This is a genomic window from Polaromonas sp. P1_F1, assembly GCF_056405795.1.
Window position 1 is genome coordinate 480,664 of record NZ_JBFUBJ010000002.1, and the last position, 25,072, is coordinate 505,735.

22 protein-coding genes are annotated in these 25,072 nt (G+C 62.4%); 9 read left to right on the plus strand and 13 right to left on the minus strand.

The annotated features are described in order from the left end of the window. Positions 1-455 precede the first annotated feature (455 nt). Both AC1DZE_RS08285 and AC1DZE_RS08290 read left to right on the plus strand, forming a co-directional pair. Positions 456-2,141 carry a ShlB/FhaC/HecB family hemolysin secretion/activation protein gene (locus AC1DZE_RS08285; protein WP_477671896.1) on the plus strand — a complete coding sequence of 562 codons (1,686 nt, stop codon included), beginning with the start codon at positions 456-458 and terminating at the stop codon, positions 2,139-2,141. Between the two features lie 495 nt (positions 2,142-2,636). Further along, entirely contained in the window at positions 2,637-2,834 is a 198-nt protein-coding gene (locus AC1DZE_RS08290; protein ID WP_477665830.1) for a hypothetical protein, read from the plus strand. Positions 2,835-2,869: 35 nt separating this feature from the next. Here the strand turns inward: AC1DZE_RS08290 and AC1DZE_RS08295 are convergent, their stop codons facing one another. From AC1DZE_RS08295 to AC1DZE_RS08305, 3 genes are all read right to left on the minus strand, one after another. Next, a complete protein-coding gene (locus tag AC1DZE_RS08295; RefSeq protein ID WP_477671897.1) occupies positions 2,870-3,157 on the minus strand; it encodes a pentapeptide MXKDX repeat protein in 288 nt (95 codons plus the stop codon). A gap of 96 nt (positions 3,158-3,253) precedes the next feature. Then, complete coding sequence (locus AC1DZE_RS08300; protein WP_477671898.1) at positions 3,254-4,045, minus strand: molybdopterin-dependent oxidoreductase; 792 nt, start codon at positions 4,043-4,045, stop codon at positions 3,254-3,256. Positions 4,046-4,088: 43 nt separating this feature from the next. Beyond that, positions 4,089-4,685 (minus strand): cytochrome b/b6 domain-containing protein, encoded by a 597-nt coding sequence (locus tag AC1DZE_RS08305; protein ID WP_477669225.1) that lies wholly within the window; start codon positions 4,683-4,685, stop codon positions 4,089-4,091. Positions 4,686-4,910: 225 nt separating this feature from the next. Here AC1DZE_RS08305 and AC1DZE_RS08310 point away from each other — a divergent pair, with 225 nt between their 5' ends. Next, positions 4,911-5,477 (plus strand): TVP38/TMEM64 family protein, encoded by a 567-nt coding sequence (locus tag AC1DZE_RS08310; RefSeq protein WP_457280523.1) that lies wholly within the window; start codon positions 4,911-4,913, stop codon positions 5,475-5,477. A gap of 2 nt (positions 5,478-5,479) precedes the next feature. Here the strand turns inward: AC1DZE_RS08310 and AC1DZE_RS08315 are convergent, their stop codons facing one another. The 6 genes from AC1DZE_RS08315 to AC1DZE_RS08340 all read right to left on the minus strand — a co-directional run bounded on the left by AC1DZE_RS08315 (position 5,480) and on the right by AC1DZE_RS08340 (position 9,827). Further along, positions 5,480-5,896 (minus strand): hypothetical protein, encoded by a 417-nt coding sequence (locus AC1DZE_RS08315; protein WP_477665833.1) that lies wholly within the window; start codon positions 5,894-5,896, stop codon positions 5,480-5,482. Positions 5,897-5,899: 3 nt separating this feature from the next. Further along, entirely contained in the window at positions 5,900-6,427 is a 528-nt protein-coding gene (locus AC1DZE_RS08320; RefSeq protein WP_457280525.1) for an O-acetyl-ADP-ribose deacetylase, read from the minus strand. Positions 6,428-6,496: 69 nt separating this feature from the next. Next, positions 6,497-7,228, minus strand: a complete 732-nt coding sequence (locus AC1DZE_RS08325; RefSeq protein ID WP_457280526.1) for an amino acid ABC transporter ATP-binding protein — start codon at positions 7,226-7,228, stop codon at positions 6,497-6,499. Next, a complete protein-coding gene (locus AC1DZE_RS08330) occupies positions 7,206-7,973 on the minus strand; it encodes an amino acid ABC transporter permease (protein WP_457280527.1) in 768 nt (255 codons plus the stop codon). Before AC1DZE_RS08330 ends, AC1DZE_RS08325 begins: the two co-directional genes overlap by 23 nt. Positions 7,974-7,991: 18 nt before the next feature. Beyond that, on the minus strand, positions 7,992-8,759 hold the full coding sequence (locus AC1DZE_RS08335) for a basic amino acid ABC transporter substrate-binding protein (RefSeq protein WP_477671900.1): 768 nt from the start codon (positions 8,757-8,759) through the stop codon (positions 7,992-7,994). 177 nt (positions 8,760-8,936) lie between these two features. After that, the gene (locus AC1DZE_RS08340) at positions 8,937-9,827 is read right to left on the minus strand and encodes a dienelactone hydrolase family protein (RefSeq protein WP_477699944.1); all 891 of its coding nucleotides are present in this window, start codon (positions 9,825-9,827) and stop codon (positions 8,937-8,939) included. A gap of 311 nt (positions 9,828-10,138) precedes the next feature. Here AC1DZE_RS08340 and AC1DZE_RS08345 point away from each other — a divergent pair, with 311 nt between their 5' ends. The 4 genes from AC1DZE_RS08345 to AC1DZE_RS08360 all read left to right on the plus strand — a co-directional run bounded on the left by AC1DZE_RS08345 (position 10,139) and on the right by AC1DZE_RS08360 (position 15,664). Then, complete coding sequence (locus AC1DZE_RS08345; RefSeq protein WP_477671902.1) at positions 10,139-10,945, plus strand: DUF2726 domain-containing protein; 807 nt, start codon at positions 10,139-10,141, stop codon at positions 10,943-10,945. Positions 10,946-11,012: 67 nt separating this feature from the next. After that, positions 11,013-11,300: an HNH endonuclease gene (locus AC1DZE_RS08350; protein ID WP_477671903.1), complete on the plus strand. Its 288-nt coding sequence runs from the start codon at positions 11,013-11,015 to the stop codon at positions 11,298-11,300. After that, positions 11,297-14,068, plus strand: coding sequence for a 7TM diverse intracellular signaling domain-containing protein (locus AC1DZE_RS08355; protein WP_477699945.1), 2,772 nt, complete (start codon positions 11,297-11,299; stop codon positions 14,066-14,068). The genes AC1DZE_RS08350 and AC1DZE_RS08355 overlap by 4 nt, the downstream gene beginning before the upstream one ends. A 9-nt stretch (positions 14,069-14,077) precedes the next feature. After that, positions 14,078-15,664: an alkaline phosphatase D family protein gene (locus AC1DZE_RS08360; protein WP_477671905.1), complete on the plus strand. Its 1,587-nt coding sequence runs from the start codon at positions 14,078-14,080 to the stop codon at positions 15,662-15,664. 171 nt (positions 15,665-15,835) lie between these two features. Here the strand turns inward: AC1DZE_RS08360 and AC1DZE_RS08365 are convergent, their stop codons facing one another. The 3 genes from AC1DZE_RS08365 to mfd all read right to left on the minus strand — a co-directional run bounded on the left by AC1DZE_RS08365 (position 15,836) and on the right by mfd (position 22,015). Further along, positions 15,836-17,692, minus strand: coding sequence for an ABC transporter ATP-binding protein (locus tag AC1DZE_RS08365; protein ID WP_477671906.1), 1,857 nt, complete (start codon positions 17,690-17,692; stop codon positions 15,836-15,838). A gap of 115 nt (positions 17,693-17,807) precedes the next feature. Beyond that, positions 17,808-18,518, minus strand: coding sequence for a phosphoserine phosphatase SerB (gene serB, locus AC1DZE_RS08370; RefSeq protein ID WP_477671907.1), 711 nt, complete (start codon positions 18,516-18,518; stop codon positions 17,808-17,810). After that, entirely contained in the window at positions 18,515-22,015 is a 3,501-nt protein-coding gene (mfd, locus tag AC1DZE_RS08375) for a transcription-repair coupling factor (RefSeq protein WP_477699946.1), read from the minus strand. The genes serB and mfd overlap by 4 nt, the downstream gene beginning before the upstream one ends. 157 nt (positions 22,016-22,172) lie before the next feature. Here mfd and ispD point away from each other — a divergent pair, with 157 nt between their 5' ends. Both ispD and ispF read left to right on the plus strand, forming a co-directional pair. Then, positions 22,173-22,940, plus strand: coding sequence for a 2-C-methyl-D-erythritol 4-phosphate cytidylyltransferase (gene ispD / locus AC1DZE_RS08380; RefSeq protein ID WP_477673854.1), 768 nt, complete (start codon positions 22,173-22,175; stop codon positions 22,938-22,940). 43 nt (positions 22,941-22,983) lie between these two features. Then, positions 22,984-23,466: a 2-C-methyl-D-erythritol 2,4-cyclodiphosphate synthase gene (ispF, locus tag AC1DZE_RS08385; RefSeq protein WP_477669234.1), complete on the plus strand. Its 483-nt coding sequence runs from the start codon at positions 22,984-22,986 to the stop codon at positions 23,464-23,466. 101 nt (positions 23,467-23,567) lie between these two features. Here ispF and AC1DZE_RS08390 read toward each other — a convergent pair whose 3' ends face one another. Then, positions 23,568-24,944 carry a sensor histidine kinase gene (locus AC1DZE_RS08390; RefSeq protein ID WP_477669235.1) on the minus strand — a complete coding sequence of 459 codons (1,377 nt, stop codon included), beginning with the start codon at positions 24,942-24,944 and terminating at the stop codon, positions 23,568-23,570. Between the last annotated feature and the right edge of the window lie 128 nt (positions 24,945-25,072).

Sequence of the window (25,072 nt, forward strand, 5' to 3'; positions counted from 1 at the left end):
CTATTAAAAATGTAGCAATGACTCCGCGAAAGCCAAGTCGTCCCCCAACGATGGCAAGCTGGACGCGCGGCCTGGCCATTTCGGAGCCTGCAGGGAATCCCTGGTTGGGCTGAGCGCTTACATCAATTGGGGCGCCGTTGGGCGACGGATTAGGGTGGGCCTCATAGCGCATTTGTGCTACAGGCAAAACCGGCAGATATAGTTACGATTGGTTTCATGTCCCTAAAAATGGGGACATACAGGATGAGCGGTCTCTGCGACATTGCCGGAGCGGTCACGCTGGACGTACTGCATCCGCAGTATGGCTGCATGAGAGTCGGGTACACACAATTGCAGGATGTCGCCCGGGGCATCGAAGCCATGGCCCGGGGGGCGATGGGGTGTATGGATGGTCAGCTGCCATGAAGGAGCAGTGGCTTGTGTTGGATGAGTATTAAGAAAAGTAGAGCGAAAAAATGAAACAGGATTCGTTACCCCTTTCCGCGCTGGCTTCAGCCCTGTTGGTAGCTTTGCATACCGGCGCCTGGGCGCAGACTGCCCCAGCCCCTGACGCCGGTCAGGTGCTGCGCGACCTGCAGCAGGCGCCCGCCTTGCCGCCGCCACAGAGCGTTCCGCTGCAGCGCATCGAAGAGTCAGCCGACCTCAGCCAGAAGGGCGAGGCGAAGGTGCTCGTCAAGTCCATCACCATCACCGGCAACCAGGAGATCCCCAGCGCGCAGCTGCAACCCCTGGTGGCCGGCCTCATAGGTGCCGAGCAGTCCTTGAGCCAGCTCAGTGCCGCCGCCCGCCGCATCACCGCGTATTACCGCCGCCAGGGTTTTGCCGTGGCTCGCGCTTATTTGCCCGCGCAGGACATCACCGATGGCGCTGTCACCATCAGCGTGATTGAAGGGCGCATTTCCAGCCACAAGATCAACAACCAGTCATTGCTGAGTGACGAGCGCGCGCAGGCCTACCTTGGCCAGGTCAAAGACGGCGACGTCATCAAGTCCGACCAGATTGACCGCGGCCTGCTGCTGCTGCAAGACACGCCCGGCGTGAGCAGCTCGCGCGCCACGCTGCAGCCCGGCGCCAGCGTGGGCACGTCCGAGCTGCTGATTGAGGTCAACCCGGCCAAGCCCTACAGCGGCAATGTCGTGGTCGACAACTACGGCAGCCGCTACACCGGCGAATACCGCGTGGCCGGTACGTTCAATCTTGTCAGCCCGCTGAAGATCGGTGACCAGCTCACCGTCAATGCGCTGACCAGCGGCCGCAACCTGAACTTCACGCGGCTGGCCTATCAGTTGCCTGTCGGTAGCGACGGCCTCAAGGTAGGCGCCGCCTACTTCGACACCCGCTACAAGCTGGGCCAGGAGTTTGAAACCCTGCAGGCCCATGGCACGGCCACCTCCGCCAGTGTGTTTGCCGCTTACCCCTTCATCCGCAGCCAGCTTAAAAACCTGAACGGCACCGTGTCGGTGGAAGACAAGCAGCTCAAAGACTATGTAGACGCCACCTCTACCTTCACACCCAAGAAAGTCCTGGTCACCACCTTCGGCCTTTCAGGCAACCTGCAAGATGCCCTGGGCGGCGGGGGCATCACCGGCCTGGACCTGTCGGTGGCGATGGGCAACCTGCGCATCAACTCGCCCACCGCATTGGCCATTGACGCGGCCTCGGCCCAGTCCAGCGGCAGTTACACCCGTGTTTCTTATGGCGCCAACCGTCTGCAGCGCTTTACCGACAGCACCTTCCTGGCCGTGTCAATGACGGGCCAGCTGGCCAGCAAAAACCTGGATTCGTCCGAGAAGTTCTCATTGGGCGGCGTCAACGGCGTACGCGCCTATCCGCAGGGTGAGGCTGGCGGCGACGAAGGTTACCGCGGCACGGTTGAGTTGCGCCACAACGTGATGGCCAATGTGCAGGCTACCGTGTTCTATGACTGGGGCAAGGTCACCATCAACCGCAACCCTTTCGGCGCGGCGGCTTCCAACAGCCGCCAGCTGGCCGGCGCGGGTTTTGGCCTGAATGCCAGACTGGCGGGTGTGCAGCTGCGTTCTTCGCTGGCCTGGCGCACCGACGGCGGCCTGCCGACTTCCATCCCGGCCTCATCGGCCAAACGGCCCACGCTGTGGCTGCAGGCGTCCATGGCGTTCTGATGGGCCTGGTATCTGAAGCCTGCCGGCGGTTCTCAAATCTCCCAAGTAAATCGGGTTTTTGGCTAATAAGGACGGGCGCAAGCAGCTATCAAAAACATAGCGCCATCGTGGCGCCGCCTTGCAAGTTGCTGTGTGAAAGCATCGCGGCCTGGCGATCTGGGACGCGGTGGAACAAGGGGCGCAAACTATCGCGCGCTGGACGCGCTGAAAAAATAGCGCGCCGAGGTTTCCAGGACGCGCAAGGCGTTTGCCCGGACATCGCTTGAGAGCTGCTTCGGGGCTTGTACGTAAAACGGCCAGTTTGCAGAGGTGCGGCCCTGTGTTGGCCGGGTGACCGGAGTGACTGGCGTGGCCAGGGTGACAGGGGTGAAGGGTGGCCTGGTGGGCGGGTCATGTAGAAGCTGCATGTCAGTCTCTGGGTTGGGTTGTTCTATGGAATCACTTTGAAGAACAATGGTACTGTACATATATACAGTCTTCAACTATGATTTACCCATGGACACAAACACCCCACCCGAATGGATTGCCCGCTGCGCTGAAAGGCTGCACCAGCGATGGCACACCGTCGGGCCTGACCAGCTTGAAGAGGTCGCAGCAGTCATCTGGCAGGACGTGAACCTGCGGCGCATGGCGCCCGCTGACGCCGCGGCGCTGTGGCTCAAGCCGGTTGTGCCGGCCCCAGATGGGACATAGCGGGCCGGCCGCAAGCGGCGCGGCGCGCAGCGGCCTTACTTTTTCATTTCGTCCTTGCCCATGGCGTCCTTGGCCATGGGGTCTTTTTTCATCTTGTCCTTCTTCGCCATCTTGTCGCCTTTCTTCATGCCATCTTTTGCCATGGCGTCCTTCGCCATGGCATCTTTCGCCATCGGGTCCTTGGCCATCGCATCTTTTTTCATGCCGTCCTTGGCCATGGCGTCTTTGCCCATGGCATCCTTTTTCATCGCGTCTTGCGCCATGGCGCTGCCGCCGGCGAAGAGCATGCAGGCAGACAGGAGGGAAGCAGTCAATTTGTTCATGGTGTTGTCCTTGAGTGGTAGTGAATGAATGGATGGGTTGAATGAAAAAGGCAATCGTTAAATGATTGCCCGCGTTGCAGGGTCTCTGAGCGGTGCTCAGCTACCTCCGAACCAGTTGTAGCCCTGGTCTTCCCAGTAGCCTCCAGGGTAGGTGTTGGTGACAAAAATCGCCTGGATGTGTTTGGGGTTCTTGTAGCCCAGCTTGGTGGGCATGCGCAGCTTCATCGGGAAGCCGTATTTGGGCGGCAGCGGCTGCCCGTCGTAAGTCAGCGCCAGCAGGGTTTGCGGGTGTAGCGCGGTGGGCATGTCGATGCTGGTGAAGTAGTCGTCGGCGCATTTGAAGCCGACGTACTTCGCGCTCAGGTCGGCGCCCACATGACGCAGGAAACTGCCGAAGTGCACGCCGCCCCATTTGCCGATCGCACTCCAGCCTTCCACGCAGATGTGGCGGGTGACCTGGTCCACCTGTGCCATGGCGCGCAGCTCGGGCAGGGCCCATTTGCGCCTGTCGGCCACCATGCCCGTGACTTCCAGCCGGTAGCTGCTTTCCTCGATTTCCCGGATTTCGTCCTCGCCGTAGTAGGCGTTAAAGGGGAAAGGCCGGGTGATCATGGATTCGGGGTAGGTCGGCGCCAGGCGGTTGGGATCAAACAGCAAGCCCTGCACTTCGTCGTTGATGCGCGAGATCTTGCCGAGAGCGGTGTTGACGCTTTCGCTGTCGTCCAGCATGCAGCCGGTCAGCATGGAAAGGCCACCCAGCGTGAGCGAGGTGCGTAAAAAATTGCGGCGTGCCGTGCCGAGCTTGCGGGTGTGGGCAATGCGTGCAACGGCTTCGCCCAGCACGGCGGCGCTGTCGATGTCCATACGGGGAGGGGGCTTGATGATCATGGGTAATCCTTGCGGCTTTGCGGCGATTAGGCAGTTCGTCGGGTCAGCGGCCGCGAACCATGTAGACGAGGGTGCGCGGCACCAGCGCCACCATCACCAGGTGAACCGCGACGAATGCGGCCAGCGCGGCCATGGCGAAAAAGTGAACCAGGCGCGCACCTTCGTAGCCGCCCATCAGTTCGCGCAGGAGCGGAAACTGCACAGACTTCCAGAGCACCAGGCCCGAAACGACGAGCAGGACACTGTCCACCATGACGAAGAGATAGGCCAGGCGCTGAACGGTGTTGTAGTGGCTGGGGTCGGCATGGGCCAGCTTGCCCTTGAGGGCCGCCAGCAAGTCGGCGACCAGTGCCCTGGGTGAAAGCGGAAAGAATTTGTGAAAGAGCCGGCGCGTGACGATGTTGAACGCCAGGTAGAGCAGGCCATTAAAGAACAGCAGCCACATGGCCGCAAAGTGCCACTGCAGCGCGCCGCCCAGCCAGCCGCCCAGCGTGAGGTCTTTGGGAATGCTGAAGCCCAGGAAGGCCGTGGCGTTGTAGATGCGCCAGCCGCTCATCATCAATACCACCACGGCCAGCGCGTTGAGCCAGTGCATGGCGCGCAACCAGCCGGGGTGGATGATCTGCCGGGACGTGTTCATGAAATGCTCCTCTTGTGCTGGCCGCAACGCCCGGATTTCCAGTGGATTGCCGGGATTTCCGCCGCAGTCTTGCTGCGTGTTGCTGTTTGGTCGGGCCGGGCGGGCGCTTCTTACAGGCTGATGGCATTTATTTGCAAAAAGGGCCCCGGGCTGGCTGGATGGCCATGGGTTGGCTGGCGCCTAAAATCGGCCGGTGTCCCTGCCCAAACCCGCAATAGAGTCAAGATGCACCGCTACAAAAGACTGATCGCCGTGGTCGCGTTTCTGGGGCTGCTGCTGGCGGTGTTCCAGCTTTCCGGTTTGCGCGACAACTTCAGCCTGGTCTTCTTGCACCAGAAATTCCTGGACAACGAAGTCAGCGGCTTGCTGATTTTTATCGCGCTGTTTGCGCTGGGCAACCTGATCCAGATCCCCGGCTGGATTTTTCTGGCCGCGGCTGTGCTGGCGCTCGGCGAGATGTGGGGTGGCCTGGCAACTTACCTCGCAGCCGTGATCTCATGCGCCTTCACCTTCTGGCTGATTCGCCTGATGGGCGGGGACGCTTTGCGGCAGATCAAGGGTCGGTGGGCTCAACGCACGCTGGCTCAGCTGGACGCGAGGCCGGTGGCGAGCATTGTGGTGCTGCGCACGCTGCTGCAGACCGTACCGGCGCTGAACTATGCGCTGGCAATGTCTGGCGTGAAGTTTCGTGACTATCTGGTGGGCACCCTGCTGGGCCTGCCGCTGCCGATTGCGCTGTACTGCGTGTTTTTTGATTACCTGGCGCGGGTGTTGAAGGTGCCGGGGTACTGAACCTAAACGGCGTTGCCTGCCATGCGGGCAAAGAAGGGCAGCGCAATCGCTGCCGCAAGAGAGAAGAAAAAAACCAGCCCATAGGTCATCAGGGCGAGCAAGGCTCCGCCTTTCAATTCAAGGGGTGCACCCGCCCTTGTTCTGGCTCGCGAGCCGAGCCACCATGCACCCAGACCCAGTTGTGCCGCCAGTCCGGTGGCCAGGTCCACAAGGGATTGGCGTATGGGGTCCGAGCCGGCGCCCAGCGACCTGACAACAGCACCGACGGCGAACAGAACCATGAACAGGACAACACCGAAAATGAATGCGTGTTTCCAGCTCAGTTGCGTACGGCGATAAAGCCAGGCCGCCAGTTTGACGCAGACAACATACGAAAAAATGGTGAATGCAATCGGGACAAGGCCGGGAAGTTCTGGCATGCGTCAATCTCCGCAGTCAAGGGCCTTGCCCAGCACATGCTGGTAGACCGCCAGGTCTTGCGCCGAAAAGCAGCAGAACACCACTTCCGTCAAGGAAGAGGGTTGCTGCAGAGCCTGGCGCACGCTGGCCACTGCGACCTGGGCAGCCAACTCAATCGGGTAGCCGTAAATGCCGGTGCTGATGCTGGGGAAGGCCATCGACGTAACGCCTTTGGCTGCCGCGATTTCCATGGCGCGCCTGTAGCAGGAGGCCAGCAACTCAGGCTCGCCGTTGCCGCCACCGCGCCAGACCGGACCCACCGTGTGGATGATGAACTTCGCCGGGAGCCGGTAGCCTTTGGTGGCTTTGGCCTCGCCGGTTTTACAGCCGCCCAGCAGGCGGCATTCATGGACCAGTTCAGGCCCTGCAGCGCGATGAATGGCACCGTCGACACCGCCGCCGCCCAGCAGCGATGAATTGGCAGCGTTGACGATGGCGTCAAGCTGCAGTTTCGTGATGTCGGCCTGGACGGCCCGGAGGGTTGCAGGCATGGCGACCTCTCTGGATGGCTGAACCTTGTTGGGAGAAACGCGTGCCCGCAGGAGCGGGCGCGCGCTGTCTCACAACACCTTGCTCAAAAAGCGCTTGGTACGCTCTTCCTTGGGGTTGTCAAAGATCTCCGCCGGTGAGCCCTCTTCGATCACCAGGCCTTCGTCGATGAACATCACGCGGTCGGCCACCTGGCGGGCAAAACCCATTTCGTGGGTGACGACCACCATGGTCATGCCTTCTTCGGCCAGGGCCTGCATCACGGCCAGCACTTCGCCGACCATTTCAGGGTCGAGCGCTGAGGTGGGTTCATCAAACAGCATGATGCGCGGCTGCATCGCCAGCGCACGGGCAATTGCCACGCGCTGCTGCTGCCCGCCCGAAAGCTGGTTGGGGTAGGCGTCGATCTTTTCGAGCAGCCCGACCTTGACCAGCAGTTCACTGGCACGGTTGCGCGCCTCCAGTGCCGTCAGCTTGCGCACCTTGGTGGGCGCCAGCGTGATGTTTTCCAGCACGGTTTTGTGTGGAAACAAATTGAAGCGCTGGAACACCATGCCGATTTCCGAGCGCAGGGCATCGACGTCGGTCTTGGGTTCGTGCACCGACACGCCGTGCACCAGAACCTCGCCGCCGCTGGCGTCTTCCAGTCCGTTCAGGCAGCGCAAAAAAGTGCTTTTGCCCGAGCCGGAAGGGCCGATGACGCAGACGACTTCGGTGGCCTTGATGGCGCAGTCGATGCCGCGCAATACCGGCGTGTGGCCAAACTGCTTGGTCAGCCGCTTAACGCGAATCACCTCGTCCATAACGAGCCTCCAGTTTTTTGACAAGGTAAGCCAGGCCCAGCGTCAGCACCCAGTACATGAGGGAGATGGTGAGGTAGGGCTCCCAGTAGCGTGAATAGGCGCCGGCGACGGTGCGCGCGGCGTAGGCCAGTTCGGCCAGACCAATCGCCGAGATCAGCGACGAGTCTTTCAGCAGCGAGATCGCGTTGTTGCCCAGCGGCGGCAGCATGCGGCGAAAAGCCTGCGGCAGCACGACGTGGTACATGGTGCGCGGAAAAGACATGCCCAGCGAACGCGAGGCTTCGACCTGGCCCTTGTCGATGGACTGGATGCCGGCGCGGAAGATCTCGGAAATGTAGGCGCCGGCATTGAGCGTGAGCGCCACGATACCGGACAGGAAGGCGCCGTAGTTCTGCTTGATGTCGCGCGCTGTCTCGCCCGAGATGATCAGGCCGTCAGTCGGGTTGATGAACAGCGGCAGCACTGCGAAGTGGATCAGCAGGATCTGCACGAACAACGGCGTGCCGCGGAAAAAGCTGACGTAGACGGTAGAGGGCCAGCGCAGGGCGTATTTGCAGATCGCGCGCGCGGGCGAGTGGCGCGATTCGGCCACGCGCGCCATGCCGACCGCCAGGCCCAGCAAGGTGCCCTGCACGATGCAGATCAGTGTCACCATGATGGTCATCTGCAGGCCGCGCCAGAACAGCACGCTGTACTCGGCAATGATGTCGGCCCGGAACCAGCCGAACCAGAGGACGTGTTCCATAAGGAGGTGTCCTGGTGGTTACTGGGCGGGCAACGCGGGAGCGTCGGCCTGGAACCATTTCTTGTAGATGGCGGCGTAGCTGCCGTCGGCCTTGACGGCGGCCAGGCCTGCGTTGAGTTTGTCCTGCAGCGCCTTGTTGCCCTGTTTCACGACGATGCCGAAGTATTCCTTGGGAAAGCTCGCGTCGCTGACGGTCTTGAGCTGTTTGTGTTCCTGGGCGCGAAAGGCGATCACGCCGTTGTCGCCGATGGCGGCGTCCAGGCCGTTGTTGGCCAGCTCGGAGATCACGACCGGGGTGCTTTCAAAGCGGCGGATGTCGGGGTTGGTCTTGCCGAATTCGCGCGAGGCCATGTCGTCGCCGGTGCTGCCGGTGACCACGCCGATTTTTTTGCCGGCAAGGTCTTTCAGGCTCTTGGCCGTGCTGTTGCTGTGCACGGCGATCAACTGGCGGGCTTCGAAGTAGGGGGCGGTGAAGTCGTAGGACTGCTTGCGCTTGTCGTTGATGGTGACGCCCGAGATGACCAGGTCCACGTCGCCGTTGTTGAGGGCCGCAAAGATGCCGGTCCAGGGGGTGTTGACGATCTTGATCTGCAGGCCGGCTTTCTGGGCGATGGCTTTGATCATGTCCACGTCGTAGCCGACAATTTCCTTGGTCGGGCTCTCATAGGCAAAGGGACGGTAGGTGGCGCTGGAGCCGACGACCAGCTCCCTGTTTTGGGCCTGGGTTGCGCCCAGCGCACAGGTCAGCAAGCCGGCTGTCGCGGCAATTTTTTGCAGAATGTTCATGGTTGTGTCCAGAGGATCTGAGTGAGGGAAACGCTCGCCGGCTCACGGACAGGCCGAAAAGCGAAAGTAGCCAATGGTAACGCGTGCAAAAGCCGTGCCTGGTGCGTTCCGGGCAGGGTTTTCGCGGGGGACGATGCTGGGATGGGCGGGCAGCGGGCCCGCGATGCCTGCCCGGTTCTAGGCCCTGAGCTGTTTGTTGAAAAACGCCAGGGTGCGCTCCCACGCCAGCTTTGCCGCGGCGGCGTCATAACGCGGCGTGGTGTCGTTGTTGAAGCCGTGTTGCGTGCCCGGGTACTGGTAGGCGGTGTAGTTCGCACCTGCCGCCTTGAGTGCCGCCTCGTAGGTGGGCCATGCGGCATTGATGCGCTCATCCACCGCGGCGAAATGGATCAGCAGCGGCGTCTTGACTTTGGCGGCATCTTCCGCTGCCGGCAGGTTTCCGTAGAAGGGAACGGCTGCGCTGAGCTCCGGCAGGCGCGTGGTGAGGGTGTGCGACATACCTCCGCCATAGCAGAACCCGACCACACCCTGCTTGCCGGTGCAGTCGTCCCGGCTCTTGAGCCAGGTGGTGGCCGCCACGAAATCCTCCACGCACTTTCGCTGGTCCAGTTTGGCGAACAACTCGCGCGCCTTGTCTTCGTCGCCGGGGTAGCCGCCCAGGGGGGTGAGTGCGTCGGGTGCGAAGGCGATGAAGTTGTCCAGCGCCAGTCGGCGGGTGATGTCTTCAATATGCGGGTTGAGGCCGCGGTTTTCATGAATGACGAGCACGCCGGGCAGTTTTCCCGTGGCATTGGCGGGCCTGGCCAGATAGCCTTTGACTGTGCCTGAGCCGGCGGACGACGGATAGCTGACCATGTCGGTCTTGATGCGTTTGTCATCCCGGGCAATTTGCTGCCCCGCGGCAAAATCGGGGCTGAGGGCGGCCAGCAGGGCTGTCGCGGTCAGGCCGGCGGTGGCGAATTTCTGGGCGCGCTCCAGAAAGCCTCGCCTGTCGATCGTGCCATGGACATAGGCATCAAACAGAATCAGCAGTTCCTGGTCAAAATCCTGGGCGGTCTTGCGTGGCATGTTGGGCTCCTGCAAAAAATCGAGCATACCGATTCGTGGCCTGCGTGGCAAAGGTCATCGTCAACCCGCAGGGCCGCGTGTTTTGCAGCGCCATCCGGATGCTATGAAAAATATAGCTGCTTGCGCACGTCGGGGTTGGGCTGGAAGCTCTTTTGTGCCCCAGATTCCTGGAAAACCGGTAAAACCTGTTTTAATAACGCACCGGGACGCTGGCCTGAATTGACAGGGCGTCCGTTCTGTGACTCACTGGGGTCGCTGTTCGTACTGCCTGGCTTCGGCGGCATCCCCAATCGATAGAGGAGAACTACATCTTGAACCTGATTTCATGGCTGATGACGTTGCTGGGCGTCGCTGTGGGCGCGCTTGCAGGTGTTTTGCTGTATGCCGCCTGGCTGCGCAAAAGCGCGAGTGCGAAGCTGCGGATACCCCACAAATGGCCGCTGCGTGCCCGTGGGGTGGTGACCAACGATGAATACGAGGTATGGAAATGGCTGCGAAGCACTTTCCATGACCATGCGGTGATGGTCAAGCTGCCGGTGCTGCGCTTTACCATTCCGCTGGAAAAAGACAAGGAAAAGGAAAAAGACAAGGAAAAAACCGAACGCCTGCTTGAGCTGCTCAATGGCGTCTATACGACTTTCACCATCTGCACCCTGGATGGCAAAGTCGTCGGTTGCGTGGATTTGCGCGGCAAGCGTGATGTGAGCAAGGCCACCCGCCAGCTCAAGGAGACACTGTTGTCGGATTGCGGCATTGCCTACACCTCCATCAAGGCCGGCCGTCCGCCCACGGTCAGCGCCATGCGTGCCGCCTTCCTGGGGGAAATTCCGGAGGAGCTGGTGCAGGAGCACCAGGAAACCCGCGGCGGCGACAGCAGTTTCCACGCCGACCTGGAATCTTTCACCCGGGAACGTGTCAAGGCCGCCAAGGACGCCGCGCTCAAGGAACTCAACAAGGACAACCAGCCCGAATCCCCGCGAGCCACGGCTACCCGCAATGTCGGTTTCAACCCCGATGGCACCGGCGGCATTCGCATAGACAAGAACGACCGTTTTGCCACGCAGTGGGAAGACTCCTTCACCCAACCCGCCGACGCGCGGCCGGCCAGGATCGAATAGGGAGCGCGGCAATGAGCGCTGCGCAAAGGCAGCTGCCCGCGAGCGGCGGTCAGAGGAAAACGCTGCCGTGAGCAGGCTGGGGCATACCCGGGACAAGATCTACAAAACTGTGGCACGGCAGCTCCACGGGGTGGTGCCGTGCTGGGTGTGCGGCGAACATGTCACGCCCCAGGCCGCCACCCTGGAGCACATCCTGCCCCTGAGCGAAGGGGGCAACAGCCATGCAGAAAACCTGGCGATCAGCCATGAAGTCTGCAACGGCCAGCGGCACGCTGCAGGCGCCGTTCCGGCTTCTGCCGCCTCGCCGGGGCAGGTGCAAAGGCGCAAGTCCCTGCTTCTTGCCGCCAACCCATGACGTCTTGCTTCCGGTACCTGTTTCGGGTTGTGCTTGCCCTGCTGCTGGTGGGTGCCGGGCCATTGGTTCGGGCGCAGCCGCAGGAGCCCGCGCAGGAGCGCACCGAAGCGGGTGAGATCACCATCGGCAGTGACGGCAGATATGTACTGTCGCAGTCGTTTACCTACCTTGAAGACGCCGGCGGCGAGCTGACGCTGGCCGACCTTTTGAAACCGGATGTCCAGGCGCGTTTTCAGCCGGTGCCGCAAACCGGCTCGGCCACCAATTTTGGTTTGACCAGCTCGGCCATCTGGCTGCGTGTGAACCTGCGGACCGAACGCAGCACACCCGCAGACTGGATGCTGGAGCTGGCCTATCCGCCGCTGGACCGGCTGGAGCTGTATTCACCGGACGGCAAGGGCGGCTTTGTGTGGCAGGTGGGCGGTGACCTGTTGCCTTTTGCCGATCGGGCCGTGGTGCACCGCAACCATGTGATGCCGGTGCGTCTCAAGCCCGGTGCCGTCAATACGCTCTACCTTCGGGTGACGTCGGACGGCACGGTGTCTGCGCCCGTTCGTCTCTGGCAGCCTGCAGCGCTGTGGCGGCACGACCAGGCTGAGTACGCCACGATCAGCCTCTACTTTGGGTTGCTGGTCGGGCTCTTTTTCTACAACCTGCTGCTGTTTTTCTCGGTGCGTGACCGGGCCTACCTGATCTATGTGGCATTTGTCGGCTGCATGGCCATCGCGCAGGCCGCGTTGACGGGTTTTGGCGCGCAATTCATCTGGCCGGGCCTTACCTGGTGGAACAGCATTTCGCCCCCTGCGGGCATGGCGGCGACCGCCTCATTCGGCATTTTGTTTGCACGCAGCTTTCTTTCCAGTGCACTCAAGATGCCCCGCATGGACCGCTTTATAAAGGCGCTGGTGGGCGGCTGGCTGCTGACCCYGCTGGCCGCTTTTACGATGCCTTATGTGGTGTCGTCATGGATGGTGACCGTGCTGGCGGTTCTCAGTGTCACCACGCTGGTCGCGGTGGGTTTGCTGAGCGTGCGCATGGGGCATCCCGGGGCCCGGTATTTCCTGGCGGCCTGGGCCTTGCTGCTGGTGGGTGTGGTGACGCTGGCGTTGCACAACACGGGTGTCCTGCCGTCGAATGTGCTCACGGCCAATTCGCTGCTGATCGGGTCGGCGCTGGAAATGGTGGTGCTGTCGTTTGCGCTGGCGGACCGCATCAACGTCACACGGCAGGAAAAAGAGCAGGCCCAAGCCCGCATCATGGCTGAGCAATCCATGGTGGAGGCCTTGAGCGTTTCCCAGGAAAATTTTCGCACCCTGCTGAAAGAGCGCGAAATGATCCTGGAAAATTCCATTGTGGGCATTGCCTTCCTGACACCGGATGGCCGCTTTCGCTGGGCCAACCAGGCCATGCTCAAAGTATTCGGTGCAGGCAGCAATCCGTTGACTTCGATGGAGCCGTTTTACCTGTCGCGTGAGCAGTACCTGCAGGTGGGCGGTGAAGTGGCCGCCTGCGTGAGCCGCGGTGAAAACTACGAAGGCGAGATCCAGGTCCGGCAGTTTGACGGCACCTTGATCTGGGTGTCGCTGTCGGGCAAGTCCGTTGCCGAACGCGACCTTTCGCAGGGCACGGTATGGGTGATCATCAACATCACGCAGCGCAAGGAACTGGAGGCCAAGCTGCTGCGCACCTCCTCGGAGCGCGAAGCCATTCTTAACAGTGCGCTGGTGGGTATTGTGCTGTCGGTGAACCGGCGCCATGAGTGGGTCAACGAGAAATTCGCCCAGATGATCGGCGGCCCGCGCGAAGAACTGATGGGGCAGTCTTCCAGCTATATCCATCCCGACCTTGCCACCTGGGAGCAGTTCGGCAAGGAAGCGCGTGAGATGCTGATTGCCACCGGCAGTTATATCAATGAACGCCAGCTCAGAAGGCGGGACGGACAGCTCTTCTGGGTGCAGATGGCCGGCAGTTGTGTTCAGCCCCATGACCCTGATTCAGGTGTGATCTGGGCGTTTCTTGACATCACCGAACGCAAGAAATCAGAGGAAGACACACGCGAGGCCCTTGAGCAGCAAAAGGCGCTCAATGAACTGCGCACCCGCTTCGTGGCCATGACCAGCCATGAGTTCCGTACACCGCTGTCTGGCATTCTTTCCGCCGAGGAATTGCTCAGGCATTACGGCAGCCGCTTGCCTGAGTCGGAAAAACTGGAGATTCTGGACAGCATTGCTGCCGGCGTGAAACGCATGACGGGCATGTTGGACCGCGTGCTGCTGCTGGGCAAGGCCGATGCCCAGATGCTGGAGTTTGAACCGCATCCGCTGGACCTGCACAGGCTGTGCCATCAATTGGTGGAAGAGGCGCGCACCCAGCAACCGGACAGCCTGTGCGAGTTGCAGCTGGATTATTCCGCCGGGGCGGGAGAAGGCCTGTACGACGAGAAGCTCCTGCGCCACATCTTCAGCAACCTGCTCTCCAATGCGGTCAAGTACTCGCCGCTGGGCGGTCTTGTGCGGTTCACCGTGAGCATCGATCAGGACATGACCGTCATGGAGGTGGCGGACGAGGGCATCGGTATTCCAGAGGACGAGTTGCCGCACCTGTTCGAATCTTTTCACCGCGCCAGTAACGTGGGCACCATCCAGGGCACCGGCCTGGGCCTGGCGATTGTGCGCAACGCGGTCGACATCCACGGCGGCACCATCGATGTGCACAGCAGCGCCGGCTCGGGAACCACGTTCATCGTGCGCCTGCCAGCCAGGCACTGAGCGATCCACATGACTCCCGTAATCCACAGGCGCCGGTTGCTTCAGTCGCTGGCGGCGGCGGGTGCTGGTTTTTACCTGCCACCCAGGGCATCGGCCCAGCAACGGCTGACCGGCAATCCTTTCACGCTGGGCGTGGCCAGCGGCTCACCCACCCATGACTCGGTGGTGCTCTGGACGCGGCTGCTTCTGGACAATGATGCGGCCATGCGCTTGCAGCCGGCGCCGGTGGCCGTACGATGGGAGATTGCGCACGACGATCATTTTTCGCGCATCGTGCAAGCCGGCCAGACCCATGCTGTACCCGGTCTGGCCCACTCGGTGCATGTGGAAGTGCAGGGCCTGGAGGCCGATCGCTGGTATTTCTACCGCTTTGCGGTGGGCGAGGCGGTAAGCGCCACCGGCCGCACCCGCACCTTTCCGGCACCCGATGCCGCTGTGGGGCGGCTGCGGCTGGCCTATGCCTCTTGCCAACGCTGGGAACACGGCTACTACAGCGCCTACCGCCATATGCTTGCTGAAGAGCTTGATCTCGTGCTCTTCCTGGGCGACTACATCTACGAGTACCCCAACGCCGGCCAGCCGGTGCGTGTGCCCACGGGCGGCTGGGTGCTCACGCTGGACGACTACCGCCAGCGCTATGCCTTGCACAAGGGCGATGCCGACCTGCAGGCCATGCACGCAGCCTGCCCGTGGATGGTGACCTGGGACGACCACGAGGTGCAAAACGACTACGCGGGCGCCACACCCGGCAACAGCGGGCCGCCGGCGCCGGACTTTGCCGCCCGCCGCGCTGCCGCTTACCAGGCGTTTTATGAACACATGCCCGTGCGCGCTTCGGCGCTGACGCGGGCCGTGGCCGGCCTGGCAAGCGGCGCTGAAATGCGCATTTACCAGCGCGTTCCCTACGGCCGCCTGGCCTCGCTCTACATGCTCGACGCCCGCCAATACAAGGATGCGCAGGCCTGCACGCGTGACGGGAAAACCGGCTCCAGCACACTGAGCCCCGCCACCTGCGCTGCGTGGAAGGATCCGGCCCGCAGCATGCTGGGTTCGCAGCAGGAAAGCTGGCTGGACGCCGAATGGGGCCGGGCCGCCAGCAAGGATAGCGGCTGGAACGTGGTCGGCCAGCAATCGCTTTTTGGCCAGCGCGACTTTCGCCGTGGGCCTGAGCAGGTTTTCTGGAACGACGGCTGGGACGGTTATGCAGCGGCGCGTACACGCTTCACGGATTCGCTGCGCAAGCACGCCGTTGCGAATCCGGTCATCCTGGGCGGCGATGTGCATGAAAACTGGGTTGGCCACATCAAGGCCGACTACGCGGATACTTCCAGCCCGTCCGTGGGCACCGAGTTTTGCGGCACCAGCATCACGTCCCGCTCTGCCGGCAACGCGAAAATTCCGGACTACCTCGCCGAGAACCCGCACTTTGTATTTGCGGACTCAGAACGCAAAGGCTACGGCGTGGTGGAACTGACCCCGCGCAAGCTGACCACCACCTTGCGCGTGGTGAGCGACGTGACGCGTGCCGACAGTGGTGTGCAAACACTGGCGCAGTTTGCGGTGCAGGCGGGGCGCCCGGTGGTCGAGAAAGCCTGAATCCGGCATGAGTGCAGCAGGCTCCGGGTTCAGGTATTTTGAGGCTTTTTCGTAAGCAAAATCGGGCTCTAGCCCTTTCATTACATGCGCGGGCAGCTATTAAAACAATAGCAAACGAGTGCCCGCCCAGATGAGTACCTAAGGCGCGGGCACCCGGCGCGGCCAGCAGCGTCAAGCCGCCAGCTCTTCTTCTTCCAGGTTGTCGCTGAGGAAGCCACCGCTTTGGTGCGCCCAGAGCCGTGCATACAGGCCGCCGTTGGCCAGCAGGCTGCGGTGGTCGCCTTCTTCGACGATGCGCCCCTGGTCGAGCACGATCAGCCGGTCCATCGCGGCGATGGTCGAGAGGCGGTGGGCAATCGCAATTACCGTCTTGCCCTGCATCAGGGTGTTCAGGCTGCTCTGGATGGCGACTTCCACTTCGGAGTCGAGCGCGCTGGTGGCTTCGTCCAGTAGCAGGATGGGCGCGTCCTTGAGCATCACACGCGCAATCGCGATGCGCTGGCGCTGCCCGCCTGAAAGCTTCACGCCGCGCTCGCCCACGTGGGCGTCGTAGCCGTGGCGGCCGTGCGGGTCGGTCAGGTCGGCGATGAAGGTGTCGGCCTCGGCACGCCGCGCGGCCAGGCGCATGTCGTCGTCCGTGGCGCCGGGGCGGCTGTAGGTGATGTTGTCGCGCACCGAACGGTGCAGCAGCGAGGTGTCTTGCGTCACCATGCCGATGTGGCTGCGCAGGCTGTCCTGCGTCACGGTGGCAATGTCCTGGCCGTCGATCAGGATGCGCCCGCCGTCGAGGTCATAAAACCGCAGCAGCAGGTTGACCAGCGTCGATTTGCCTGCGCCGGAGCGTCCGATCAGGCCTATCTTTTCGCCGGGCCTGACGGTTAACGTCAGCTGGTCGATGACCGGCTTGTTCTTGCCGTAGCTGAAGTTCACGGCTTCAAAGCGCACTTCGCCGCGCGGCACGTCCAGTGCGGCCGCATTGGGCGCGTCCACGATGGTGTGCGGCCGCGAAAGCGTGTTGATGCCGTCCTGCACGGTGCCCACGCTTTCGAAAAGGCTGGTGGTCTCCCACATGATCCAGTGCGACATGCCCTGCAGGCGCAGCGCCATGGCAGTGGCCGCGGCCACCGCACCCGCGCCGACCTGGCCCAGGTGCCAGAGCCATAACGACGTGCCGGCCATGCCGAGGATCAGGCCCATGCTGAGCGTGTGGTTGACGATCTCGAACGCGCTGACCAGGCGCATCTGGGTGTAGCCGGTCTTCATGAACTCGCTCATCGCGTCGCGCGCGAAGCCGGCCTCGCGCCGGGTGTGCGAGAACAGCTTGACGGTGGTGATGTTGGTATAGGCGTCGGTGATGCGGCCTGTCATCAGCGACCGGGCGTCGGCCTGCTGCTTGCCGATGCGGCCCAGCCGCGGCACGAAGTAATAGAGGCTCGCGATGTAGAGCGCCAGCCAGACCAGGAAGGGCGCTACCAGTTTCGTGTCGAAGGCGGCGGCCAGAACCGTCATGGTGGCGATGTAGACGCCCATGGCCACCAGCACGTCGGCCAGCACGAAGAGCGTGTCGCGCACCGCCAGTGCGGTCTGCATGACCTTGGTGGTCAGCCGGCCGGCGAATTCGTCCTGGTAGAACGACATGCTTTGCCCCAGCATCAGGCGGTGAAAGTTCCAGCGCAGCCGCATCGGGAAGTTGATGGCCAGCGTCTGGTGCTTCACGGTGGTCTGCAGCGCCACGGCGGCGATGCTGGCCACCACGATGAAGGCGAGCCAGCCCAGTGCGTTGCCGTGCTCGACCCACAGGTTGGCGGGCGCCGTCGCGCCCAGCCAGTCGACGATGCGGCCCAGCATGGCGAACAGCAAGGCCTCAAAAACCGCCATGACCGCCGAGAGCAGCGCCAGCTGAAGGATGTAGCTGCGTGCGCCTTCGGTGCAGGCCCACAGAAAGGCCATGAAACCCTTGGGCGGCAAGGAAGGGTCAGCGTCAGGGTAGGCGGGAAGCTGGCTTTCGAATCGTTTGAAAAAACCCATGGATGTCGTTTGTCTTTGGTTCAGGTGTCTGCTTATAAGGTGTTATGGCTGTGGGATCGTTGACTTATTTCGGAGTGATTGATGCGCCGGCTGTGATGCCGGCAACACCGGGGCTTCAGCTGAAGAGCTCCAGCAGGCGGTCCAGGCCGCCTTCATTGATGGCCACCATGGCCTGCTCGCGTACGCGCGGCTTGGCGTGATAGGCCACCGAGAGGCCGGCCACGCCCATCATGGGCAGGTCGTTGGCGCCGTCGCCCATGGCGATCGCCTCAAGCGGGTTGATGCCAAGATTGCCGCAGGTCTCAATCAGCATCTTGCGCTTCTCTTCGCCGTCGCAGATGTCGCCCCAGGGCTGGTCGACCATCTTGCCGGTGAGAAAGCCGTCTTTCATCTCCAGCACGTTGGAGCGTGTGTAGTCGATGCCGAGCTCGTCACGCACGCGATCGGTAAAAAAGGTGAAGCCGCCGCTGACCAGCAGCACTTTCATGCCGGCCTCTTTGCATGCGTGCACCAGCTCGGCGGCCCCGGGGTTGAGCTTGAGGCGCTCGTGGTAGACCTGTTCCATGCTGGCCACGCTCACGCCCTTGAGCAAGGCCACGCGCTGGCGCAGGCTTTCCTTGTAGTCGGTGATCTCGCCGCGCATGGCGGCTTCGGTGATGGCGGCTACCTCGGCCTTGCGGCCCGCAGCGTCGGCGATTTCGTCCACACACTCGATATTGATGAGCGTGGAATCCATGTCAAAGGCGATCAGCCTGAAATTGCTGAGCTTGAGGTCTGGCGTAGAGACGTTGACGACGAGGCCGGGGGAGATTTCAGCGGGGGTCATGCGGGCGTTGCTTCTGTGGTGGAGGGGGTTTTGGGTTGACCGAGAGAGCGCAGGATGTCGCGCACCATTTGCGCGCGGTCTTTGGGTTCGGGGAGCTCGCGCTCGATACGCAGCTTGTCGTTGCCGGCCAGCTTGATGTGCCGGTTCTTCTGGATGAGGTGCATGATGGCCATCGAATCGATGGGCGGGTCTTTCTTGAAGGTGATGTTGATGCCGCCGGGCGCGGCATCGACCTTGACCACGCCGTAGGGACGGGCAATCACGCGCAGGCGGTGCACGTCGATGAGTGTCTGTGCCTGCGGCGGTAGCTTGCCGAAGCGGTCGACAATTTCCTCCAGCAGCGCATCGATCTGGTCGGTGTTTTTCGCGGTGGCCAATTTTTTGTAGAAGGACAGGCGCAGGTGCACGTCGCCGCAGTAGTCGTTGGGCAGCAGGGCGGGGGCGTGCAGGTTGATCTCGGTGGTCACGCTCAGCGGTGACAGCAGGTCCGGCTCGCGCCCGGCCTTGAGCGAGGCCACGGCTTCGCTGAGCATCTCGTTGTAGAGCTGAAAGCCGACTTCGAGCATGTTGCCGCTCTGGTTTTCACCCAGCACTTCGCCGGTGCCGCGGATTTCCAGGTCGTGCATGGCCAGGTAAAAGCCCGAGCCGAGTTCTTCCATCTGCTGGATGGCTTCGAGCCGCTGGCCGGCCTGCTTGGTCAGGCCCTCGATGTCGGGCACCATCAAATAGGCGTAGGCCTGATGGTGGCTGCGGCCCACGCGGCCGCGCAGCTGGTGCAGCTGTGCCAGGCCGAACTTGTCGGCACGGCTCATCACGATGGTGTTGGCGGTCGGCACGTCGATGCCGGTTTCGATGATGGTCGAGCACAGCAGCAGGTTGTAGCGTTGGGCGATGAAGTCCTTCATCACGCGCTCAAGCTCGCGCTCGGGCATCTGGCCGTGCGCCACTGCGATTCGCGCTTCAGGCAGTATCTCTTCGAGCTTTTCGCGGCGGTTCTGGATGGTCTCGACCTCGTTGTGCAGGAAGTAGACCTGGCCGCCGCGTTTCAACTCGCGCAGCACTGCTTCCCGGATCACGCCGTTGTTTTCGCTGCGCACAAAGGTCTTGATGGCCAGGCGCCGCTGCGGCGCAGTGGCGATCACGCTCAGGTCGCGCAGGCCTTCAAGCGCCATGCCCAGCGTGCGCGGGATCGGCGTGGCGGTCAGCGTCAGCACATCGACCTCGGCGCGCATGGCCTTCATGGCTTCTTTGTGGCGCACGCCAAAGCGGTGCTCTTCATCGATGATGAGCAGGCCCAGGCGCTCGAACTTCACGTCCTGGCTGAGCAGCTTGTGCGTGCCGACCACGATGTCGACCGTACCGTCGGCCAGGCCCTTGATGGCGGCGGTAATCTCTTTGCCCGAGCGGAAGCGGCTCATCTCGGCAATCTTCACCGGCCACTTGGCAAAGCGGTCCACCAGCGTCTGGTAGTGCTGCTCGGCCAGCAGCGTGGTGGGCGCCAGCAGGGCGACCTGCCGCCCGCCGGTGACGGCGATAAAGGCTGCGCGCAGGGCCACTTCCGTTTTGCCGAAACCCACGTCGCCGCAGACCAGGCGGTCCATGGGCCGCGGGCTGATCATGTCCTGGATCACCGCATGGATGGCGGCGCGCTGGTCGGCGGTTTCTTCAAAGCCGAAGTCGTTGGCAAAGGTTTCGTAGTCGCCGGGCGAATAGCGGAAAGCATGGCCTTCGCGCGCGGCGCGGCGGGCGTAGATGTTGAGCAGCTCGGCGGCCGAGTCGCGGATCTGCTCAGCGGCCTTGCGTTTGGCTTTTTCCCACTGGCCGCTGCCCAGCCTGTGCAGCGGGGCTTCTTCGGCGCTGACGCCGGTATAGCGGCTGATCAGGTGCAGCTGGCTGACGGGCACGTACAGTGTGGCGCTGTCGGCATATTCGAGGTGCAAAAACTCCTGCAGCAGCGGCGTGCCGTCGGCATTGGTGCCCTGGCCCAGGTCCATGTTGATGAGGCCGCGGTAGCGGCCAATGCCGTGGGCGCTGTGCACCACCGGGTCGCCCACGTTGAGTTCCGACAAGTCCTTGATAAGCGCTTCAACGTCGCTGACCTGTTCCTGCTTTTTGTTGCGGCGGCGCACGGTGGCGCCCGCGGCAAACAGCTCGGTCTCGGTGATGAAGTCAATGCCTTCTTCAAGCCAGCTGAAACCGGTGTTCAGCGCCGCTGTGGCGATGCCGAGTTTTTCGTCGCTGGTCTGGAAGTCTTCAAGCGAATCAAACGCCGGCGGACTGACGCTGCTGGCGCGCAGGAAGTCCAGCAGGCTTTCGCGCCGGCCGTCGCTTTCGGCCAGCACCAGCACCCGGTGGGCCGTGTTGCGTACGTGGCCCTTGAATTTGGCCAGCGGGTCTTCGGCGCCACGCACCACGGCCATTTCGCCGAGTTTTTGAAACTGCGCGTTGTCGGCCACGTCTTCGACCGTGGCGCGTATGGCCAGTTGCGCGTAGTCATTGGCGCGAGCGTAAAACTGCTCGGTGCCCAGAAACAGTGACTCCGGCGGCAGTGCCGGGCGGTCGGGCGCGTCGCGCACCAGGCGGTAGCGGTCTTTGGTGTCTTGCCAGAAGCGCTGGAAGGCCGGCTCCAGGTCGCCGTGCAACACCACAGTGGCACTTTCGCCCAGGTAGTCGAACACCGTGGCCGTTTCTTCAAAGAAAAGCGGCAGGTAGTACTCGATGCCGGCGGTGGCTACGCCGTTGCCCATGTCTTTGTAGATGCGGCTTTTGGTCGGGTCGCCGTCCAGCAATTCGCGCCAGCGGCTGCGGAACCGGGCGCGCGCTTCGTCGTCCATCGGGAACTCGCGGCCGGGCAGCAGGCGCACCTCGGGTACGGGGTAGAGGCTGCGCTGGCTGTCGGGGTCAAAGGTGCGGATGCTGTCGATCTCGTCGTCAAACAGGTCAACGCGGTAGGGCACCGGGCTGCCCATGGGGAAGAGGTCGATCAAACCACCGCGCACCGCGTATTCGCCGGGGCTCACCACTTGCGTCACATGGCTGTAGCCCGCTAATGTGAGCTGGGCTTTGAGCCGCGTTTCGTCAAGCTTTTGTTTGACCTTGAACTGAAAGGTGTAGCCCGCCAGGAAGCTGGGCGGCGCAAGGCGGTACAGCGCCGTGGTGGCCGGCACGATGACGACGTCGGCGCCGGTTTCCTTGTCGCGCTGCTGGATTCGCCACAGCGTGGCCAGGCGCTCGCTGATCAAATCCTGGTGCGGCGAGAAGGTGTCGTAAGGCAGGGTTTCCCAGTCGGGGAACAGCGCGCAGCGCAGGTCAGGCGCAAAAAAAGCGATCTCGTCCATCAGGCGCTGGGCCGTGGTGGCGTCTGACGTGATGATGGCGGTGAGCTTGCCGGCGGCTTTCTCGCGGATGCCCAGGCGTGCCAGCAGCAGGGCATCGGCAGAACCGGCGGGCTGGGGCAGGGTGTAGCGTTTGCCGGTGACGAGTGAGGGTAGGTGCATTGATCGGTGCGCTGGCGAGTGTGTCGTTTCAAACAATCAGGAAAGAGGAAGGCAGGAAAGGCCAAAATTCAAACGACAAAAGCCAGACACCCCAAACCATCCGGAGTGGGGTGCCTGCATGCGTTCAGGCATCGATTTTAGAATCTATGATGAAGTTATGACGACAAGCCCCGCCAATAACCGTTCCGAACCCCGTTTTTTTGTGCTGATTCCCTGTGCGGGGCAAGGTAGCCGGGCCGGAACGCCTCAAGCCAAGCAATACCAGGTGATTGACGGCATCCCTATGGTCCGCCATACCGTAGAGGCATTTCGGGCGCTTCCAGGCACTTTCGCCGGTTTGTGGGTGGTCATTTCCCCGTCGGATGACGATTTTTTGAAGGTGTTTCCCGATTTCGGCAACACGAACGAAACCCTGTGGGTTGGCGGCGGACTGACCCGTGCGGCCACGGTGCTGAACGGCCTCAAGGCGATGGTGGCGCGGCGACCCGACGGCGCGGCCCTGACCGACTGGGTGCTGGTGCACGATGCGGCGCGCTGCCTGGTCACAGCCGGGCAGATCAAGGCCCTGATCCATGAATGCCGCAATGACGCTGTGGGCGGCCTGCTGGCTCAAAAGCTGCCGGACACGCTTAAAACCGAACGGGACGGCCGCGTGGCCGCCACTGTGGACCGTAGCGACAAATGGCTGGCGCAAACGCCGCAAATGTTTCGTATCGGCGCGCTGATCGATGCGCTGGAGCACACAGGAGACGCTGTCACCGATGAATCCAGCGCCATGGAAGCAATGGGCGTATCGCCCAGGCTGGTCAACGGCAGTGCGCAGAACTTCAAGGTGACCTATCCGGAAGATTTCGCTCTGGCGGAAGCGATTCTCTGGCAGCGCAGACGCAGCGGCGAAGTGGCTGGTTTTGCCGGCAGCCCTTGAATGCCGCCTGACTATTCAAACCATCTTATGAAAGCCCTCATCCATGTCCCTCGTGAATTTTCGAATCGGTGAAGGCTGGGACACCCACGCGTTGGTGCCTGGGCGCAAGCTCATCATCGGTGGTGTGGACATTCCCCACACCGTCGGCCTGCTTGGCCATTCGGACGCCGATGTGCTGTTGCACGCCATCACCGATGCGTTGCTGGGCGCTGCCGGGCTGGGCGACATCGGCTCGCATTTTCCGGACACCGACGCGCGCTTCAAGGGCGCTGATTCGACCGTCTTGCTGGCGGAGGTCGGGCGCTTGCTGGCAGAGCGTGGCCACAAGATCGGCAACATCGACAGCACAGTCATTGCGCAGGCGCCCAAACTTGCGCCTTACATTGCGGCAATGCGCACGCGCATCGCAGAAGTGCTGGCGCTGGAAGTGGGACAGGTGAACGTCAAGGCCAAGACCGCCGAAAAGCTCGGCCCGGTAGGACAGGGCCTGAGCATGGAAGCCCGGGCTGTTGTTCTGCTTTTTTAGTGCTATCGTTTTGATAGCTGATCGCGCACGGCCTGCCTGGTCGGAGGGGTGATTTCTCTTTGAGGCCGGCTGCGGAGCCGGGCAACCGTCCGCAAGGGGAATCAGCTCCTGCGCAGCTTGATATGCGCGGCGAGCCCACCGGAGCCTGTGTTGGCCAGGCCAAACACACCGCCCATGCGGTGAATCGTCTTTTCGACAATCGCGAGACCCAGGCCCGCGCCGGTAGCGGCCGTGCGTGCGGCGTCTCCCCGGAAAAACGGGCGGGTGAGCTTGGACAAGGTCTCGGGCGCCACGCCCATGCCGTGATCCCGTACCTTGATCAGCACCCACTGGTCACGGCCTTTGGCCGCAATATCAACCAAGGCAATGCCGGTTTCAGGTGTCTTGCCGTAGCGCCTGGCATTTTCCAGCAGGTTTGAAATCACGCGCGACAACTCGACCTCGTCGGCCAGCACCGCCATGTCGTCCGGGATGGTCACCGTGACCCGCATGTCTTCATAGTCGGCGATGGCGTATACGGCGGCATCGACCACCGCATTGAGTGACACCCGCTCCAGCCGCGGTGGCTCGGGCCGTGCGTAGTCAAGGAATTTGTCGATGATGGCGTCCAGCTGGGTAATGTCGGCCGCCATGTGCTCGCGTGCATCCATGTCAGTGACGCTCATCTCGGTTTCCAGGCGCAGCCGGGCCAGCGGGGTGCGCAGGTCATGGGAAATCCCCGCCAGCATGATGACCCGGTCCTGCTCGATTTTGGACAGCTGCTCGGCCATGCGGTTAAAGCCGATGTTGACCTCACGGATTTCACTGGTCGCCACTTTTTCATCGAGCAGGCTGGCATCGAAGTCGCCGTCCCGCATCCGGCTGGCCGCGAACGACAGCTGCTTGAGCGGCCGGTTGATCAGGCGGGCAATAAAGGCTGCCCCGGCCAGCGACAGCGCTGCCGCCGTGATGAGCCAGATGATCCAGGTGCTGTTGCGCGAGGGCCCGATCTTGGAAGGGTCTGTGAGCAGCCAGTACGCATCGCCGTCGATGGTAAAGCCCACCCACAGGCCCTTCTGGCCGTTGACGCTGCTGGCCACCACCGTGCCGTTGCCCAGCCGCGCCTTGAGTTCTTCGGCGGTGCGCTCGCCCAACTCGTCGCTCTCGAACAATTCGAACTTGTCCTTGGGTTCCCTCGGCGTAATGCGTACGCGCTCCTCGTCCGCCAGGGTCTTGATCAGCGATACGCGGGCGATGGAGTCGGAATACCGGAGCGCGGCGCGGCTGAGATTGACCAGCGAGGCCAGCTGCTGCGCACTCTGGATGGCCCGCGGCTCGGATTCGAGTGCCCGGAAGGTCTGCAGCCAGGCAACGATGGAGCCGAACAGCAGTAGCGCCAGGAAAAAGAAGGTCCGCCAGAACAGGCTGAAACCCCTGCGCGGGCGCATTTCCAGCGGGGCCGGGGCGGTTTCGAGCGGAACTGGGTTGGTAGCGTCCATAAGGAAGTGGGGTACGTGGGCGCGAGCGCTGTGATCAATGGACGTTAGCACGATAAGCCCGCGCTACCGCAGTCAAGCTGTTGCCGCCTGTTGCAGGCCCGCCATACTTGCCCCCACGGTCGCTCACT

Coding starts and splice junctions, on each gene's coding strand:
- AC1DZE_RS08285 (WP_477671896.1), top strand. CDS start 456: ATGAAACAGGATTCGTTACCCCTTTCCGCGCTGGCTTCAGCCCTGTTG.
- AC1DZE_RS08290 (WP_477665830.1), top strand. CDS start 2,637: ATGGACACAAACACCCCACCCGAATGGATTGCCCGCTGCGCTGAAAGG.
- AC1DZE_RS08295 (WP_477671897.1), bottom strand. CDS start 3,157: ATGAACAAATTGACTGCTTCCCTCCTGTCTGCCTGCATGCTCTTCGCC.
- AC1DZE_RS08300 (WP_477671898.1), bottom strand. CDS start 4,045: ATGATCATCAAGCCCCCTCCCCGTATGGACATCGACAGCGCCGCCGTG.
- AC1DZE_RS08305 (WP_477669225.1), bottom strand. CDS start 4,685: ATGAACACGTCCCGGCAGATCATCCACCCCGGCTGGTTGCGCGCCATG.
- AC1DZE_RS08310 (WP_457280523.1), top strand. CDS start 4,911: ATGCACCGCTACAAAAGACTGATCGCCGTGGTCGCGTTTCTGGGGCTG.
- AC1DZE_RS08315 (WP_477665833.1), bottom strand. CDS start 5,896: ATGCCAGAACTTCCCGGCCTTGTCCCGATTGCATTCACCATTTTTTCG.
- AC1DZE_RS08320 (WP_457280525.1), bottom strand. CDS start 6,427: ATGCCTGCAACCCTCCGGGCCGTCCAGGCCGACATCACGAAACTGCAG.
- AC1DZE_RS08325 (WP_457280526.1), bottom strand. CDS start 7,228: ATGGACGAGGTGATTCGCGTTAAGCGGCTGACCAAGCAGTTTGGCCAC.
- AC1DZE_RS08330 (WP_457280527.1), bottom strand. CDS start 7,973: ATGGAACACGTCCTCTGGTTCGGCTGGTTCCGGGCCGACATCATTGCC.
- AC1DZE_RS08335 (WP_477671900.1), bottom strand. CDS start 8,759: ATGAACATTCTGCAAAAAATTGCCGCGACAGCCGGCTTGCTGACCTGT.
- AC1DZE_RS08340 (WP_477699944.1), bottom strand. CDS start 9,827: ATGCCACGCAAGACCGCCCAGGATTTTGACCAGGAACTGCTGATTCTG.
- AC1DZE_RS08360 (WP_477671905.1), top strand. CDS start 14,078: ATGACTCCCGTAATCCACAGGCGCCGGTTGCTTCAGTCGCTGGCGGCG.
- AC1DZE_RS08365 (WP_477671906.1), bottom strand. CDS start 17,692: ATGGGTTTTTTCAAACGATTCGAAAGCCAGCTTCCCGCCTACCCTGAC.
- serB (WP_477671907.1), bottom strand. CDS start 18,518: ATGACCCCCGCTGAAATCTCCCCCGGCCTCGTCGTCAACGTCTCTACG.
- mfd (WP_477699946.1), bottom strand. CDS start 22,015: ATGCACCTACCCTCACTCGTCACCGGCAAACGCTACACCCTGCCCCAG.
- ispD (WP_477673854.1), top strand. CDS start 22,173: ATGACGACAAGCCCCGCCAATAACCGTTCCGAACCCCGTTTTTTTGTG.
- ispF (WP_477669234.1), top strand. CDS start 22,984: ATGTCCCTCGTGAATTTTCGAATCGGTGAAGGCTGGGACACCCACGCG.
- AC1DZE_RS08390 (WP_477669235.1), bottom strand. CDS start 24,944: ATGGACGCTACCAACCCAGTTCCGCTCGAAACCGCCCCGGCCCCGCTG.